This window comes from Thermopirellula anaerolimosa, from assembly GCF_054657335.1.
This window is the reverse complement of sequence record NZ_BAAHYX010000004.1, coordinates 113,524-129,285: the sequence shown is the minus strand read 5'-3', so window position 1 is coordinate 129,285 and position 15,762 is coordinate 113,524. Positions and strand designations below refer to the sequence as shown.

Sequence of the window (15,762 nt, the reverse complement as noted above, 5' to 3'; positions counted from 1 at the left end):
CCGGAAAACGAACCAACGTGGCGATTCCGTCGAATCCAATTGCAATGACGAAAAGTTGGCGAAACCCCTTAGTACCCACAATTCACGAGGGGAGGGATGAATGAAATTCAGCGAATTCATCGTCCGCGACGCGATCTTGGTGGACTTCGACATCGACGACGGCAAAGAGGCTATCATTCGACGCATGTGTGAAGCACTGGTGGAAGCCGGAGCATTGAGCGAAGATCAACTGGATGACGTCGTTCGAGCGATCGTACGCCGAGAAGAGGAGGGAAGTACCGGAATCGGTAAGGGGGTCGCGGTGCCGCACACCAAACATGCGAGCCTGGACCGCCTCATCGCCACGGTGGCCATCAGCCCGCAAGGCGTGGATTTCGAAGCCTTGGACGGGGAAAAGGTCCACGCGCTGTTTCTGGTCGTCTCTCCGCTCGACCAACCGGGGTTGCACCTGCGGGCGCTTGAATACATCACGCGACAACTTCACCACGATCGCTTTGCGAAATTTCTCAAAACAGCCAAGTCGGCGGATGAGGTGTGGCAACTCTTGGAAGAGGCAGACCAAGGTAAGTTCGCCGCCTAGCGGTCCGCTGGGACGCGCCCGGTGCCGTCGTTCAGCGGCGGTGAGTGCGCAGTCGGTGCCATGTCGGCGGCTATGGCAAAATGGAAATCCGCAGCGAAGGGTGGCTCTTGCTCGTTGATGAGCGGGCCGGCTTTTTCGAAAAGCAAGCGTTGCGAGCGAACATCGGGACGGGCTTTTCGTGTCTGAATGAAGAGCGGCTAATAAGCCGATCACGCTATTGCTCGCATTCAGATGGGAAGCCCGGAATGTCAAGAACTCAGCATTATCCACCAGGCGTTTTGGTCATGGAGACGGATCCACGGGAGGAGCGAAAGCCGCAATCCAAGGCTCATCGCAAGATCCGAATCATTAACAAAGCCGGTTTGCACGCGCGCGCGGCGACGCTGGTGCGTAAACTGGTCCTGAACTACCAAAGCCGGTTGGTGTTGCGAAAGATATCCGAGGACGCCATCCCCCTTGAGGGCGGATTCGACGCCGCCGACGGATCGAGCGTGTTGGACATGCTGAGTCTATGCGCCCTCCAAGGGGATGAACTCTTGGCCGAAGCCGAAGGGCCTGACGCCGAGGACTTGCTGCAAGCTCTCGAGTCTCTTGCCAATCGCAAGTTTCTCGAAGAGGAATTCGCCGCGGACTTCGAACAAGGATCGCCGGCGGTCTAGCCGAGCAAGCGATTTCTCGCGGTCTTACCTTGCGTGGAGTCCGTCGCGAGTTCAATGCCGTGGGTCGGGATAGGAACAGCGAATGTTGCGTCTCCAAGGAATCGCCGTTTCCTCCGGAATCGCCATCGGCGAGGCGATGGTATTGGGACGCGAGACAATCGACGTACCCGATCGTCTGATCGAGGGCACGGCGGTCGAGACGGAAATCGAGCGGTTTCGAGGTGCTCTGTCCACCGCCGTCGAGGAACTATCCCGTCAAAGAGACGCCGTCATTCGCGAGTTGGGGCAGCGCTCAGGTTCCATCTTCAGCGCTCATTTGGAGATTCTGCAAGACACCAAGCTGCGAGAGGATATCGAAAGCCTCATACTCGAACGGCACTACGCTCCGGAACGGGCGGTAAGTCGGGTGCTACGCCGTTACGCCGACGTCTTCCGCCGCCTGCCGAATCCCAACTTCGCGGAACGGGTCAACGACGTTTACGACATCGAAAAGCTGCTGCTGCGATCCCTGCTGGGGCAACCGCACAGCGAAGTCTTCCAACTGAACTCGCCCGTGGTCGTCCTTGCCGCCGCACTGACTCCCAGCGAGACGGCGAAGCTGGATCGAAGATTCGTTCGCGGATTCGTGACGGAAACCGGAGGTCCCGGCGGACATACGGCCATCGTGGCGCAGGGCTTGGGGATTCCCGCCGTCGTCGGCACCGGGCCGTTCCTGGGTGAAGTGTCGGGTGGCGATACCGTGATCGTCGACGGCGACCGTGGGCTTGTCATTGTCAATCCCGACGGGGTCACGCTGCACGAGTACCGCGAGCAATACCGGGCCATCGAAAACCTCCAGGCCGAGTTGAGGGATATTCGCGGTCTCCCGGCTCAAACGTTGGACGGTACCCGAATTCACCTCTTCGGCAATATCGAGTTTCCGCAAGAGGCCGAAACCTGTTTGGAACAGGGTGCTGAGGGCATCGGCCTTTATCGGACCGAGTTCCTCTATCTCGGAAGGGCGACGTTGCCCAGCGAGGAGGAACACTACCAGGCCTATCTCCAGGTCATTCAAACGATGGGCGATCGTCCCGTAACGATTCGCACGTTCGACTTGGGAGCCGACAAGATTCCGCACGATTGGTTGCCTCGTCAAATGGGCTGGGATGGTGAAAGCAATCCTTGCCTCGGACTGCGAAGCATCCGTTTGGCTCTGCGGCATCTACCCATGTTCCGGTCGCAACTGCGGGCGATCTTGCGGGCATCGGCGATCGGCAAGGTGGAAATCATGTTCCCCTTGGTTTCCACCCTGGCCGAATTGCGGCAAGCCAAATTCGTTGTGGCCGATGTCATGGAGGAATTGGCGGAGGCCGGCATTCCCTTCCGCAGAGAGACGCCCATCGGCATCATGGTCGAGGTGCCTTCCACCGCGATCATGCTGGACCGATATCTCCCGGAGGTCGATTTTATCAGTATCGGGACGAATGATCTCCTCCAGTACACCCTGGCCGTGGATCGCACGAATCGCAACGTGGTATCTCTGTATAGTTCGGCCGATCCCGCCTTGATTCGCCTGTTGGCTCAAACGATTGATACGGCCCAAGAGCGGGGCGTCCCGGTCGGACTGTGCGGCCAGATGAGCAGCAGCCCCATCTACACGATGCTACTCATCGGCTTGGGACTGCGCAACTTCAGCGTTACCGCCGGAGCTATTCCGGAGGTTAAGAAGGTCTGCCGCAGCGTCACCCTCGCCCAATGTCGGGATGTCGTGAACCACGTGATGGAGATGGAAAACGCGCGCGACATCCGGGCGTATCTCCGCGAAGAGCTCGTCAAAATTCTGCCCGAATTCAGCCGCCTTCCTTGAGTCCTTCGAGCTTTCCCCCCGATCCTCGGGCGCATTCGAAGCAGTAGTCTCTCGGGAAGCAGAGGCAAACCGTGTTCACGGGCCGATGCCGGTCGCGGCAAGAACCCGGCAAAGAAACTTAGGCCAAAGCGGATGGCCGAGGGTGACGGCGGCGGGGTCAAGCGGCGCCGTTTTGCGGTTCGCCCACGATCAACGAGACGTTGTGTCCGCCGAAACCGAAACTGTTCGACATGGCGACCCGAACCCGCCGTTCTCTCGCCACGTTCGGCGTGTAATCGAGATCGCAGGCCGGATCGGGATTCTCCAAGTTGATGGTAGGAGGAATCACACCGTTCCGGATTGCCAGGATCGAGATGACCAATTCCACCCCGCCGCTGGCCCCCAAGAGATGCCCCAACTGGCTCTTCGTGCTGGAAATGGGGACCGATCGCGCGAATTCGCCGAATACCGACTTGATGGCGATGGTTTCGGCGACATCGCCCAAGGGCGTACTAGTCCCGTGGGCATTGATGTAATCGATTTGATCCTTGGAAAGTCTGGCCGAGGTGAGGGCATCCGACATGGCGGTTGCCGCGCCTCGTCCATTTTCGTCCGGTTGCGTGATGTGCCCGGCGTCGGACGAGACCCCATATCCCAGCATTTCCGCCAAGATCGGAGCGCCGCGTTTTCGGGCGTGCTCGTATTCCTCAAGGACCACGATCCCGGCACCCTCGCTCAACACGAATCCGTCGCGATCTCGGTCGAATGGGCGGCTTGCACGTTCCGGATCATCGTTGCGTTCCGAAAGGGCCTTCATGGCGGCAAAGCCCGCGATACCAAGGGGCGTCACGGCGGCCTCACTACCGCCTGTAATCACCACGTCGATGTCCCCGGACTCGATTTCCTTGACGGCCTCCACGACGGCGTTGGACGCGCTGGCACAAGCGGTCACCACGCCGTAGGCCGGTCCCTTCAAGCCGAATTGGATCGAAACGCATCCCGACGCGGCGTTCAACATCATCTTGGGGATGGTAAAGGCCGAGACACGCTCCGGGCCCTTTTCCATCAAGCGGCGAAATTGGGCTTCAATCTCCCCGAGGCCGCCCACCCCGGAACCGATCACGCTGGCACACCGCCGCGGATCCTCCTGCGAGAAATCCAGTCCCGATTCGCGAATGGCGTCGGTCGCGGCTACAAGAGCATACTGAGCAAAACGATCGATCCGCTTTTGCTCCTTACTGTCGAGGTACTCGACGGGATTCCAATTGCGGATTTCGCCTCCGAACCTAACCCGAAAAATCGAGACGTCAAATCCTTCGATGGGGCGAATGCCGCTCTCACCGCGACAAAGGCGGGCCCACATCTCATCGACTTTGCAGCCGAGAGGCGTGACCACACCCATTCCCGTAACTACCACGCGTCGTCTCATACTCGGAATCTGGCTGTTGAGGCGAAGGGTTAGAAGAAAGCCAACCGTCTTTCCGACGCCGCCGCTTCCAAGCGGAACTCAGCCGTTCTGCCCGCCTTCGGCTTCCGCGACGGCCTCCTGGATGTGGTCGATCGCCTGTCCCACGGTTTGAATCTGCGAGGCAACCTCCTCGGGAATCGAGATGTCAAACTCGTCTTCCAACGCCATCACCAACTCGGCCTGATCCAGCGAGTCCGCGCCCAAATCGTTCACAAAGTGAGACTCGCGGTTGATCTGTTCTTGTCCAACCCCGAGGCTCTCCGAGACAATCTTCATCACGCGTTCTTCGATGGTCGCCACGTCTTGCTCCTCTTTTGTTTCATGTCATCGCACAGGTTATCGACCGCCCGTCTCCCACATTGGTGACGAGACCGAATTCCACAACGCAACGCCCCAAATTAACACCACGTGCCCGAACCGCCGCCTTGCCCGCGCACTCGCGGCGCCGGCCGGTAATCCTACTACGTTATCGAAAACGCCGAATCCTGTCCATATCGCCCAAGGTGAAACGGCTAATGCATCCCCCTCGTGCGGCCTAGGCTGCGGAGTGCGATCAACTAGATCAACTACATGTCACTCCGCCAAGCCGCCATCCACTCGAATGACCGTCCCGGTGATAAAGGCCGCGGCGGGGCTTGCCAAAAACAAGACCGCGTCCGCGACGTCTTGCGGTTCGCCCAAACGGCCAAGGGGGGTTCGCTCTTGGATCTGCTTCAGAGTTTCCTCACCTAGAGCGTGGGCCATTTCCGTCGCGATGAAGCCGGGCGCTACGGCGTTTACCGTCACTTGACGCGACGCCAACTCGCGTGCCACCGTCCGCGTAAAGCCGATGACACCCGCCTTGGACGCCGAATAATTGGCTTGCCCGGGGTTTCCCATCAAACCGGAAATGCTCGCGATATTAACGATCCGCGCCCCGCCCGCCTTGATCAAATATCGAGCCGCCGCCCGCGTGAACAGGAATGTACCGCGCAAATTCACATTCAGAACGAGATCCCATTGCTCGTCCTTCATCCGGAGCAGAAGCCCGTCCCGCGTAATCCCCGCGTTGTTGACCAAGATATGCAGCTTTTGGTACTGCTTGATAACGGATTCCACGACCGAATTGACTTGCTCGCTGTCGGTCACATCACAAGCGAATGCCGCGGCTTGCCCGCCGTCGGCCTGGATGAGGGAAACCGTCTCCTCGGCGGCGGCAACATTGACATCCACGCATGCCACCGCGACTCTACAGTTCGCCAAGGTTCGCGCGATGCAGCGTCCGATCCCTCGTCCGGCACCGGTGACAATGGCAACCTTGCCGTCCAAATCGGTCGTCATCCGCGGCGACGTCGCTTGCGTCATCTAATCAACTCCTTGATCCTATCGCCCTCTCGCTGCGGGGCCCGGCGTCGATCAAAACCGATCCTCACGCAAGGTAATTGCTTCGTCGCGTAACACGAAGGCCGCACCGCTTCACACCTCGACGTTTTGGCACGACACGCCGCGATCGATCCGCCGCATCAATCCCCGCAAGACTTTCCCCGGGCCGACCTCGTAAAAAGCATCGAATCCCTGGGAAATGAGATATCGCATGGAATCTTCCCAAAGCACCGGTTCGACCACCTGGCGGATCAAGAGTTGGCGGATTTCCTCCGGATCATCATGCGTCCGAGCATCCACGTTGGAGACGACCGGAATGCGGGGCTCGTGCAGTCTGATTTTCGTCAGAGCTTCGGCAAGCCGAGAATCGGCGGGCTTCATGATGCCGGTGTGAAAGGCTCCCGCCACCGCCAATGGAATCGCCTTCATCGCGCCGAACGTCGGCGCCAATTCCGCGGCACGTTCACAAGCGGAGGTGGTACCCGAGACCACGATATTCCCGGGACACAACAGATTCGCGATTTGCAGCACTTCGTCGCGTCTCGCCTCGCGGCACAGACGATCGACTTCGCAGCGCTCGAGGCCCAAGATACTGACCATACCGCCCGGGGTAGCGTCCGCGGCGTCTTGCATAGCCTCACCGCGCTTTTGCACCAGCCAAAGCCCGTCTTCGAAAGACAGAACTCCGGCGAATACCAGCGCGGTGTATTCGCCCAAGCTCAATCCGGCGGCGGCTTCGCACGACAAGACGATATCGGGGGCGTCCGCGCGAAGCGATTCCAGGGCCGCCAAACTCGTCACGAAGATGGCCGGTTGACTGACGACTGTGGAATCCAATTCCTCGGCCGGTCCTTCGAAGCATAGCTTGGCCAAATCGTAACCCAAGACCTCTTGCGCGCGATCGTAGAGCGCACGCGCGGCGGGAACGGACTCATAAAGTCGCCGTCCCATACCGACGGTCTGCGCACCCTGGCCCGGAAAAAGAAAGGCGATCCTACCCAAAGCAGCCTCGCATGCGAATTTCGATTACTGCGATTTCTTTTTCCGCTTTTCCTTTGCCTCAACATCCACCACCGTTCTCCCCATGTAGTAGCCGCACTTGGGGCAAACGGTATGAGTAGGCACCGGTTCACGACATTCCGGGCAATAATTCAACGGGCGAACCGTCAGATGATCGTGAGCGCGACGCGAGCCCGTTCTCGCGTTGCTCTGTCTTCTTTTGGGAACAGCCATATCATCTCTCGCTTCTTGCCGCTGCGTAAGATCGCGTACCAATCGCCGCGATTGCTCCCGCGCCCTCTATTCGCCTTCCACGATGCTAACCGCCATCCTTCGCATGCCGCGGCGAGTCTTGCTTGAGGCAACTCTCGCACCCGGCACCGACACGGCGTCAACGACAGACGGCCCTTAATTTTTCGCGTTGTACGATCTCGTGGCCCGCCCAAACCGCTCAGCGTATTGTCTTGAAACCGACCACCGGCCCAACGGCGTCTGGGCTGGAAATTGACTCGCCCCCCTAACCGTGGATAAATCCAACCTTCCGCCGCAGGGATACCGCACTTTTCCGAAATCAAGTTCGGAATGGCACTTTGGAATGAGTACGAAACGATCATCGTAGGGGGGCACCGCAAACTTGTCAATGTACACCCCACATCCGTGTGTCATCCGTGAATAGAAATGCCCCCTTGCTGTATGAAAAGAAGTGTTCCCATCAACCCTCCGAAAGGAGGGCTTTATGGAGACATTACGGATGAGTGCGAAAGAGCGGGCGCGACTGGAGGTCTTTGGCCGGCTCAAGGCGGGCGTCTTAGCGTCGGCGAGCACATCGTCCTCTTGGACGGCGGAGCGATGCCTTGCACCATGTGAAAGGGTAGTCACGGAATCGCCGCGTCAGGCGAGGACGGTACGGCTTGTACGATCTTGGCGTCGAATGAGGCCGCAATCTGCGATCCCGGCGGAACGACGAGGAAGTCCTCGGGATCCCAATTGCCGTCCACAAGGCTCTGAAGGAGTCGCAAGTTGCCGGCCAACGATTCGAATCGCCAACCGCGGGCTCGAGCGCGCTTCCGCGTCAGGCTCTCAAAACGATCATCCTGCTCGGTGCCCGTGCGAATGTACGTCAGCTTACCGTAGTTGCGTGCCAGGTCGCCAAGCTGTTCACGAAGATACCGGGCATTCTCTTCGCCGTACTTTCGGACCCAATCTTCGTAGCTTTCCAAGAGACCCATTTTGCGGACGATTGAGTCGGGGCCGTGTTGCGAAATATCTTCGCCGCGTTCGATCCAACCCGGTGTTTGAAAATAGGCCCCGGGGTTGGCGTAAAAATAATCCAAGTAACGTTGCTTGTCGCCCAGAAACAGCGTAATGCAATCGTGGGCGCGCGGCAGCACCAGCGGAATGGTGCGCGCTCGTAAGCCGACCAATCCGTTGTTGCAGAGGGCATAGGCGAGGACGATGGCTTCGTACCGGGATTCATCCACCGCCGCGACCGCTTCGCGAAGTCGGGCCGACATGACTTGCGGACCCACGTCATGAAGCCCTTTGGGCAGGAATGTTACATCCACGGTGTTCACCGAGCGGGCGACCACGGCGCAGACTTCTCGATAAAAGATCTCGCACGCAATTACCTGTAAACGCACGACGTTATTTCCTCGTCTTGGCACCTTGGCAACAGGCTCTAATCCGGTCGTTGAGCGAAGGTCGTTCTCCTCAGATCAGGCCCCGATGGGGTACCGTCCGGCCTTTAGGGCTGTATCAAACATGGCAATGATGTTCTCGGGCGGACAATTGGCCTGGATATTGTGGACGGAGGCGAAGACGTATCCGCCTCCCGGCGCCAAGGCCGCGATATGGGCTTCGACCTCCGCCGCGACCTGCTCCGGGGTGCCGAAAGGAAGCGTGCGTTGGCAGTCGCACGAACCGCCCCAGAACGTGAGTCGGTCGCCGAACTGTTCCTTGAGTCGTTGCGGATCCATGCCTCGCGCGGTGGTTTGAACGGGATTCAGGATATCGACGCCCATCTCGATCAGAGTGGGAATGAAGTCGAAGATGGCCCCGTCGTTGTGCATGAAGACTTTGAAGTGGGTGTTTTCATGAATCCAGTCGAGCCCGCGCTTGTAAAAGGGGAAGATCAATCGTCGGAACATCCTTGGGGAGAGAAAGGGCGCGTCTTGTGTACCGAGGTCGTCGTTGAATTGGACGATTTGAACGAACTCTCCCACAGCAGACGTAAACCGTCGGAGATTCTCGATCCATGCCTCGGTGAGGCGTTCGTACAGGGCTTCGACATAGTCCGATTCCTGGGCCAGTGTCATCATCCAGGCCGAAAAGTCTCCGGTTCCCAGGCCGAAAAAGAGTTCGTAGGGCGGGCCCATGGGAGCTATGACGGCGAAGTCGGTGTTCTTGTACAGCGATTCCGCCGCCGCCCGAAGCTCATCCAATTCTTGCTGGGATAGCAAAGGCAAGTCCAGCGTATCGGGATCCGCGTGGGCGGCGCCGGGGTACTTATCCAAACGGTCGAAGTAAAATCCGTCCTTGGGCATCCGCGCCATGGGTCGACCGTCGGGGTGGTAAAGGGTAAGGCTGCCGTCCTCTTCTTCGACCGGGTGAAATCCGCCGGGAACCTCGACCGGCGTGCCGTCGAAGAGATGCCAGGGCTTCCAATCTTCGTTGCGGATTCCGAAAGCCACCGCCGTGCGATTCAAGCCGATGACATCGGCACCGAATCGCTCCAGAATAGGCCGTTCCACCTCCGCCAACACTTGATAAAGATCATAGACGCGGGTGGGCGTGTCGATACCAAAGTGCTGCTTGAGGCGATGATAAGCGGACGCGGCGATGCCCGACTGCCGCGTGCCGCCCAGATCGATGGGAATGCGATCCGGTTCCTGATGATTCAGTGCGCAAAGGACTCGTTCACGAGACAGCATGGATAGAAGCAACTCCGCGGCAGACTTCGCCTGGTGAGAGCACCCACTAGCGACGCAGTCGTCGCCGAAGGGCCGAAATGAATGCCGGGGATGTGCCGCAACAACCGCCGATGAAAGCAACGCCCAATTCGACCAGTTGCGGCAGGTGCGATGCGAACTCATCCGGCGTCATGACGTAGGCGGCTTTGCCGTCAACGATTTCCGGCATGCCCGCGTTGGCCTTGATCCAGATGGGGCGATCGGTAGCCGCTTTGAGTCGGTGAGCGATGGCAACGTACCCCTCGATTCCTTGACCGCAATTGGCGCCGACCACATCGGCACCGGCCCGGGTGAGCGCCTCCGCCGCCTGCTCCGGGGTGGTACCCATCATGGTGCGGTCGCGATTCTTGCCGGAATCGAACGACATGCAGGCAACGGTCACCATCCCCACGGTTTTGGCAGCGCGAATCGCCAAGACCGCCTCCTGCGGATCGGACATGGTTTCGACGACGACGGCATCGGCGCCGGCCTGAGCCAACGCTTGCGTCTGCTCTAGGAAGGCCTCCTCCAAGTCCTTCGCCGTCTTTTCGCCCATCATGAGCAGAATGCCCGTCGGTCCGATGGAAGCGAAGACTTTGGCCCGACCGTTCGCCGCGCGACGAGAAATTTCGACGCCGGCCCGATTGATCTCCGCCACGCGATCAGCCAGCCCATGTTTCTCCAGGGCAATGCGATTGGCGCCGAAGGTATTGGTGAGGATCACTTGGCTGCCGGCTTCGACATAGTCCCTTGCCACGGACTGGACCGCTTCGGGATGCGAAAGATTCCATTCATCAGGGCAGGCCCCGACGGGTAGCCCGCGCTCTTGGAGCTGCGTTCCCCACGCACCGTCCGTAATGACGGGCGGGTTTTCCAGCAACTGCGTCAACCATCCAGACATGATCGCATCACCCTTCGTGTGAGACTCAGCGCTTTAACCGGCGTAAAAATTCCGCACATGCATCAAGGCTTCGAAACCATCGGCCTGAAGGACGGCCTGAAGGCATTGCATGGCGGGGTGATCGTCGGACAATCGTTCGTAGTTCCGTTTGACCGATCCAATGATCATATCCAGCCCCCGCGGCATCGCGATCGTTAGGAAAGCGCTTTCCAAAGCGCTCTTGACAGGCGTTCCGTCCTTGCGTTTGGAGGGCAACATGACCGTGAAGTTACTCAAGCCGACCGACATATGGACCCCGGCGAGGTCGGGATCGGCGTGGATTCCGTCCATCGCCGCGATAAGTCGTTTCAAATTGCCCTCGGTATCTCCGGCGATCGGAGCGATCCCCGGGTCGATGATGAGGTCGTCGTTTGTAATGCCCGGGCAGCGGTTTCTGGCCGTTTCAACCAAAGCCTTCGCGGCTTGATAAGTCTGGTCGGCGGTTCGCGCCGGTATGAGTTTGCCGTCCGCGGCAAGTTCGGTAGCAAGGAGAATCGGCCGAAAAGGGCAAACGGTGTAGAGATCCCACATTTGATCCCTGGCTACCGTGATCGAGTTGAGAATGGGCTTTTGGCCCCCGGCACGGTCGACCCGGTAAACCGAAAGTCCCGCCTTGGCTATGGCCGGATCGGGCGTGTCGAGGGACAACGGTTTCGCCGTCGCTTGTTGGATTTGGACTACCAGGTCCGCCATGAATTCGGGAGACCGGGCCCCTACGTTGACGTCGATGTAAGCCGCTCCGCCCGCGTCCTGACTGCGGGCCAATTCCAAAATGCCGGAGATGTCTCCCGCCTCGAACATCGCTTTGGTGGAAGGCACGGAATCGTTGATCGATTCGCCGATGATCGTCAAACCCTCGATCGCCATATTGCGTACTCCCGGCATTGCGTTTGAACCCAACCCGCGACGAGACAACAAGGCTTCGGCCGAACGCGGCGCAAAGCATCATGGTTTATGTTTTAGCGTGATTGTCGGCGAATTGCGACGGGACCATCCTCGTAGGGACGGCGGAGACGCCGCTCAACGCCTTGAAGAACCGTCGCACAACAATCGCAACGGTCGCCGCGGAGCGAATGTTTCCAGTCCTTTTGCCCGTTACTCCTTGTCCTCCTCGCAAGTCCGCGACGCATGGTGATCACGGTCCAAGAACGTATTGGCCCACGATGATGTGTGCTGCAACTTGGCGTCGTAGATGACGGGCGGTCCCTCCAGGAAGCGATCGGTTTCTCCGTAGGCTTTCAATCGTTGATAGACCTTGGCCCACAGGCATTCCTTGTCTTTCAGTTCGCATTGACCATCCGACGATCCGCCGCAGGGACCGTTGCGACTGCACTTGGAGCACCATCGCTTGGGGCAAATGTAAGCACAATCGGGCAAGCTGCAATCGCCGCAGTCTTGGCATCCGTACATCGTAAACTTGGCGAAACGCTCGGCCGCGTAAACGGCCTTGGCGGATAGCGCGGAGGGGCGTTTGTCCCAGCGGGCGTACAGTGCTCGCAACAGTTTCCAAAGCCCGCGGTCTCGAGTGAAAGCCAACCGATGGACGATCCGAGAGATGCGATAGCTCAGTGTCACGGCCCTATTGCGGCGGGGTCGCTCCAGCGATTGCAGATACTCCCGGTTGATGCGATCGGGGGTGCTCAATCCGGTTTTGGGGTCGTGTTCGAAAAAGAAGAACTCGTCGGGCAAAGAGAATCGAATTTCGGGGAGAAACAACCGCCAGTCGTCAGGTGCGAAGGACTCGGCCAGGTCGATGACCCGGAAAAAGGCCTCAGGGGAATTCAGACCTCCGAGATAGCCCGCCGCAAAGCCCAAGCCTTTGAATACAGCCAATTGTTTGGCGGCCAATTCGCGAAAGAATTGCGCGCCGCGGTCGGGACCGCTCCCGTATTTCTCGCACAGGGCCAGCAGTTCGTCGCTGACGACGCACCCCGGAAGCTTACCGTCGTGGAATATCTTCGCGATCCCCTTAGTCAAGACGTAAACGTTGCCGATCACCGGCACATGGCTGATTCCCCTCGCCTGGAGAAACAACTTGACTTCGTGAAACTTTCGCATGTCGTAGCCCAACTGGGTAACGACCCATTGGGCACCGGACGCGATCTTTCGGATCAATTTGAAATACTGCGGCACCAACTCGTGCTCGTGTCGCTTGAACGGCGAAACGGCGCAACCGATGTAGAATGCCGTGGGCTGAAGTTTATCCAGGCCGCCCTTGCGGTTCGGGATTTCCAGCCCCCGATTCATGGCGGACAATAGGCTGATCAGTCCGACGGAGTCCAGATCAAACACTCCCGTCGGACGTCCGCCGAAGCCCGTGACGGGGTAATCGCCGGTCAGCGCCAGGACATTCCAAAGACTTTGAGTCGCCAACCTCCAGGCGTACGACTCCAGTCCGCTTCGATTCATATCTTTGCAGGTAAGGTGTATGACCACCTTGCCTCGGGTGTTCGGCAGCAAAGTCGCCAGACTATCCGGCGGCAGCATGGGAGAACCGCCTGGGTTGTCGGTGATCGATACCCATGCGATGCGCGAATCACCGGCTAATTCACGAGCCAAAACGGCGGGAGGGAGGCTCTCCGGTTCGGTCGGCAGGCCCCGCGTAGAAACGATCTCCGCCCCGTAGACGAATGCTTCGCCCTCGAGGCTTCGCCGAAACTCAGTACGCGGCACCTCCGGGAGGACCGGTTCATGCCGCACGCCGTCAGGGCCGCCGGCAGGCAGCGTCGGTTCACTACTCATCATGGCGGATTACTCCGCAGGGTTGGCTCCGGCGAAAGTAAAGGCTCGCCGGAAGAAACCGCTCAAGGATCTGTGTCCCCGGGCAATTGTTTGCCGGCGGACGGCGCCGACCCACAACTGCATGCTGCCGTCAGGTGAGTCGCGGACGCCCGGCGTGGAGATGGGATGGAAATCGGCAACCGCCGATCATGCGGACGTCGCCAACTCCGCGGCCAACTTGCGTGCCAGGGCCACCGCCTCGGTCGCGTTCTCGCTGTAGCCGTCCGCCCCGATTTGCGATGCGAATTGCGGCGTCAGCGGCGCACCGCCGACCATGACGCGGACCTTATCCCGAAGCCCGGCCGATTGCAAGCCTTCGATGACGGATTTCATATTGGTCATCGTCGTGGTCAGGAGGGCCGACATGGCCACAATGGTTCCCTCCTTCTCGCGAGCCGACTCGACGAACTTTTCGGGAGGGACGTCTACGCCCAGGTCGATGACCTCGAAGCCGGCACCTTCCAACATCGACGCGACGAGATTCTTGCCGATGTCGTGGAGATCGCCCTTGACGGTCCCGATCACCACGCGTCCGGCCCGCTTTGCACCGCCTGCGGCCAGCAAGGGCGTCAATAGCTCAAGCGACGCCTTCATAGCCCGGGCGGCGATCAGCAATTCGGGGACGAAATACTCGTTGCAGGCGAAGCGGTTGCCCACTTCGTTCATCGCCGGAATCATGTACTTGGCGATCAATTCCGAAGGATCGACCTTGGCCTCTAAAGCGGCTTGGGTGACCTCCGCCGCTAGGCGGTGGTCTCCGTTGAGGATGGCATCGTAGAGTTGAGAGTAGTCGGCCATAATCCCTCCGATTCGTTCAAGCGGGAGTGGGCTGGGAGACGACAACCGATCGTGGACGGACCGAGAGAATCCCCTCCCCTCGGCCTGACTCCGATTTACCCGGTTATGTTAGCCCGACTTGCCGGAGGTCACAAGAGCCGATGCAAGCGACGCGGAGGTATCGTCGAAAATGTCATGGGGCGGGCGCGTGCTCGACGTTCGTTCGCGAGGTAATTCGCACGCTGTCGGCTGAGCGAAGATCGAAAAGTTGAGGGCCGTTCAGGCCTTCTAAAGACCCGTGTTCCTTGAAGTAAATGTCGAGTCGGCGGATCTTCAATTCCGTAGGAGCCTCATCCACCCGCCCCACGCTCGGCGGCGATCCCCAAATCACCTGCGAACCGCCGCGCGTCTGTAGTTCCAGCGAGATGGGAACGCTGCCGGGCGAGTCCGATTGTGACGGGATGATCCGGGCGAGTTGCCATTGCGCCCAATGGGGAGACAAGATTTCCGCCAGTTCGGCGGCGGCCTCGACCCGAGGATCGCCCCAAGGTCGCCCCGCGATGTCACTGGGAGGAGTAGCGATTCCCTCGATTCGCGGGTAACGTGCGGCCTCTTGCGGCGTAAAGTCGCGCGTGGGAAGCAGGACGCCTTTGGCATCGACGGGGAGCAGCCCTTCCGGGACGCGAACCATGGCCACGGGTTTGCGGTATTCGCAAACAATTTGGACGCGAGCGGGGAATGCAAGTCGGACCTCGCTGACGGCGGCGATCCAAGGGTGGGCTGAGGCTGCCCGATAGATTTGCTCCGTCAGATTATCGTCGAGGACGGAGATGCGGTCGGATTCACGGAGGTAGGCCAAGATCTCCGGTCGCAAATCGTGATGAATCCACTCCGGGAAATCGGGAATATCCAGATTCTCAGCGGTCAGACGGTATCGCGGATCGATCGCCAGTTGAGCACCGGCCTGTTTCCAAAGGAGATTCCAAAACGCCAGAAGGGCCAGCACGGCAAGAGCCAGCGCTGCCGCGGCACGACCGAACCGAGATACGGCCGATCGCATTGGCTTCGGCTTTTCGCCGGGCGTCTTAGCGGTCTTGGCTGACTCAGCGGACATCTTCGACTGCGCTACCCGACCACGACAACGTTACCAATTTGTTGCGATTCAAAAAACCGATGACCGGCGGAATTGCCCGATGGCCGTCCCATTCTTCGCCGCGGCAAGTGACCGTCGGTAACGATTGCGCCTCGAGCGATTGCGAAAGGGTTTTTTGTTCCACGCTTCCCGGGTCCGTCGATCATGGCAGGAACGATCATGAAGCTGGAGCCCATCCTTTCCGGGCGGAAATTCCCGCTTGATGCAACGAGACGGCGCGAAGTCGAAACGGACGTTGCGACGTCGTTCCTTTTCGTTGATCGGCACCCG

14 protein-coding genes and 1 pseudogene are annotated in these 15,762 nt (G+C 59.4%); 3 read left to right on the top strand and 12 right to left on the bottom strand.

Annotation, left to right across the window (positions count from 1 at the left end; genetic code table 11):
* Positions 1-100: 100 nt before the first annotated feature.
* The 3 genes from ACYQ6J_RS01225 to ptsP all read left to right on the top strand — a co-directional run bounded on the left by ACYQ6J_RS01225 (position 101) and on the right by ptsP (position 3,085).
* Positions 101-580 carry a PTS sugar transporter subunit IIA gene (locus ACYQ6J_RS01225; RefSeq protein ID WP_460182369.1) on the top strand — a complete coding sequence of 160 codons (480 nt, stop codon included), beginning with the start codon at positions 101-103 and terminating at the stop codon, positions 578-580.
* Between the two features lie 245 nt (positions 581-825).
* Positions 826-1,239 (top strand): HPr family phosphocarrier protein, encoded by a 414-nt coding sequence (locus ACYQ6J_RS01220; RefSeq protein ID WP_460182368.1) that lies wholly within the window; start codon positions 826-828, stop codon positions 1,237-1,239.
* A gap of 82 nt (positions 1,240-1,321) precedes the next feature.
* Complete coding sequence (gene ptsP, locus ACYQ6J_RS01215) at positions 1,322-3,085, top strand: phosphoenolpyruvate--protein phosphotransferase (RefSeq protein ID WP_460182367.1); 1,764 nt, start codon at positions 1,322-1,324, stop codon at positions 3,083-3,085.
* Positions 3,086-3,242: 157 nt separating this feature from the next.
* On the opposite strand, the gene fabF is transcribed toward ptsP, so the two are convergent.
* From fabF to ACYQ6J_RS01155, 12 genes and pseudogenes are all read right to left on the bottom strand, one after another.
* A complete protein-coding gene (fabF, locus tag ACYQ6J_RS01210) occupies positions 3,243-4,493 on the bottom strand; it encodes a beta-ketoacyl-ACP synthase II (RefSeq protein ID WP_460182366.1) in 1,251 nt (416 codons plus the stop codon).
* 78 nt (positions 4,494-4,571) lie between these two features.
* Positions 4,572-4,838 (bottom strand): annotated as a pseudogene (gene acpP / locus ACYQ6J_RS01205) (acyl carrier protein); the annotation flags it as partial.
* A 267-nt stretch (positions 4,839-5,105) separates the two neighbouring features.
* Positions 5,106-5,876, bottom strand: a complete 771-nt coding sequence (fabG, locus tag ACYQ6J_RS01200; protein ID WP_460182365.1) for a 3-oxoacyl-[acyl-carrier-protein] reductase — start codon at positions 5,874-5,876, stop codon at positions 5,106-5,108.
* Between the two features lie 111 nt (positions 5,877-5,987).
* Positions 5,988-6,896 carry an ACP S-malonyltransferase gene (gene fabD / locus ACYQ6J_RS01195; RefSeq protein ID WP_460182364.1) on the bottom strand — a complete coding sequence of 303 codons (909 nt, stop codon included), beginning with the start codon at positions 6,894-6,896 and terminating at the stop codon, positions 5,988-5,990.
* Positions 6,897-6,920: 24 nt separating this feature from the next.
* Positions 6,921-7,127, bottom strand: a complete 207-nt coding sequence (rpmF, locus tag ACYQ6J_RS01190) for a 50S ribosomal protein L32 (RefSeq protein WP_460182363.1) — start codon at positions 7,125-7,127, stop codon at positions 6,921-6,923.
* A 641-nt stretch (positions 7,128-7,768) separates the two neighbouring features.
* Complete coding sequence (locus ACYQ6J_RS01185; protein ID WP_460182362.1) at positions 7,769-8,533, bottom strand: DUF1638 domain-containing protein; 765 nt, start codon at positions 8,531-8,533, stop codon at positions 7,769-7,771.
* A 75-nt stretch (positions 8,534-8,608) separates the two neighbouring features.
* Entirely contained in the window at positions 8,609-9,823 is a 1,215-nt protein-coding gene (locus ACYQ6J_RS01180; protein ID WP_460182361.1) for a uroporphyrinogen decarboxylase family protein, read from the bottom strand.
* A gap of 46 nt (positions 9,824-9,869) precedes the next feature.
* Positions 9,870-10,742, bottom strand: a complete 873-nt coding sequence (locus ACYQ6J_RS01175) for a homocysteine S-methyltransferase family protein (RefSeq protein WP_460182360.1) — start codon at positions 10,740-10,742, stop codon at positions 9,870-9,872.
* Between the two features lie 33 nt (positions 10,743-10,775).
* Positions 10,776-11,648: a dihydropteroate synthase gene (locus tag ACYQ6J_RS01170; RefSeq protein WP_460182359.1), complete on the bottom strand. Its 873-nt coding sequence runs from the start codon at positions 11,646-11,648 to the stop codon at positions 10,776-10,778.
* Between the two features lie 228 nt (positions 11,649-11,876).
* Positions 11,877-13,526, bottom strand: a complete 1,650-nt coding sequence (locus ACYQ6J_RS01165) for a methylenetetrahydrofolate reductase C-terminal domain-containing protein (RefSeq protein ID WP_460182358.1) — start codon at positions 13,524-13,526, stop codon at positions 11,877-11,879.
* A 183-nt stretch (positions 13,527-13,709) separates the two neighbouring features.
* Complete coding sequence (locus tag ACYQ6J_RS01160) at positions 13,710-14,360, bottom strand: corrinoid protein (RefSeq protein WP_460182357.1); 651 nt, start codon at positions 14,358-14,360, stop codon at positions 13,710-13,712.
* A gap of 172 nt (positions 14,361-14,532) precedes the next feature.
* On the bottom strand, positions 14,533-15,453 hold the full coding sequence (locus ACYQ6J_RS01155; protein ID WP_460182356.1) for a cell division protein FtsQ/DivIB: 921 nt from the start codon (positions 15,451-15,453) through the stop codon (positions 14,533-14,535).
* Positions 15,454-15,762: the final 309 nt, after the last annotated feature.

Excerpts from the sequence above, each read along its gene's own strand:
- ACYQ6J_RS01225 (WP_460182369.1), top strand. The coding sequence starts at position 101 with ATGAAATTCAGCGAATTCATCGTCCGCGACGCGATCTTGGTGGACTTC.
- ACYQ6J_RS01220 (WP_460182368.1), top strand. The coding sequence starts at position 826 with ATGTCAAGAACTCAGCATTATCCACCAGGCGTTTTGGTCATGGAGACG.
- ptsP (WP_460182367.1), top strand. The coding sequence starts at position 1,322 with ATGTTGCGTCTCCAAGGAATCGCCGTTTCCTCCGGAATCGCCATCGGC.
- fabF (WP_460182366.1), bottom strand. The coding sequence starts at position 4,493 with ATGAGACGACGCGTGGTAGTTACGGGAATGGGTGTGGTCACGCCTCTC.
- fabG (WP_460182365.1), bottom strand. The coding sequence starts at position 5,876 with ATGACGCAAGCGACGTCGCCGCGGATGACGACCGATTTGGACGGCAAG.
- rpmF (WP_460182363.1), bottom strand. The coding sequence starts at position 7,127 with ATGGCTGTTCCCAAAAGAAGACAGAGCAACGCGAGAACGGGCTCGCGT.
- ACYQ6J_RS01180 (WP_460182361.1), bottom strand. The coding sequence starts at position 9,823 with ATGCTGTCTCGTGAACGAGTCCTTTGCGCACTGAATCATCAGGAACCG.
- ACYQ6J_RS01175 (WP_460182360.1), bottom strand. The coding sequence starts at position 10,742 with ATGTCTGGATGGTTGACGCAGTTGCTGGAAAACCCGCCCGTCATTACG.
- ACYQ6J_RS01170 (WP_460182359.1), bottom strand. The coding sequence starts at position 11,648 with ATGGCGATCGAGGGTTTGACGATCATCGGCGAATCGATCAACGATTCC.
- ACYQ6J_RS01165 (WP_460182358.1), bottom strand. The coding sequence starts at position 13,526 with ATGATGAGTAGTGAACCGACGCTGCCTGCCGGCGGCCCTGACGGCGTG.
- ACYQ6J_RS01160 (WP_460182357.1), bottom strand. The coding sequence starts at position 14,360 with ATGGCCGACTACTCTCAACTCTACGATGCCATCCTCAACGGAGACCAC.
- ACYQ6J_RS01155 (WP_460182356.1), bottom strand. The coding sequence starts at position 15,453 with ATGTCCGCTGAGTCAGCCAAGACCGCTAAGACGCCCGGCGAAAAGCCG.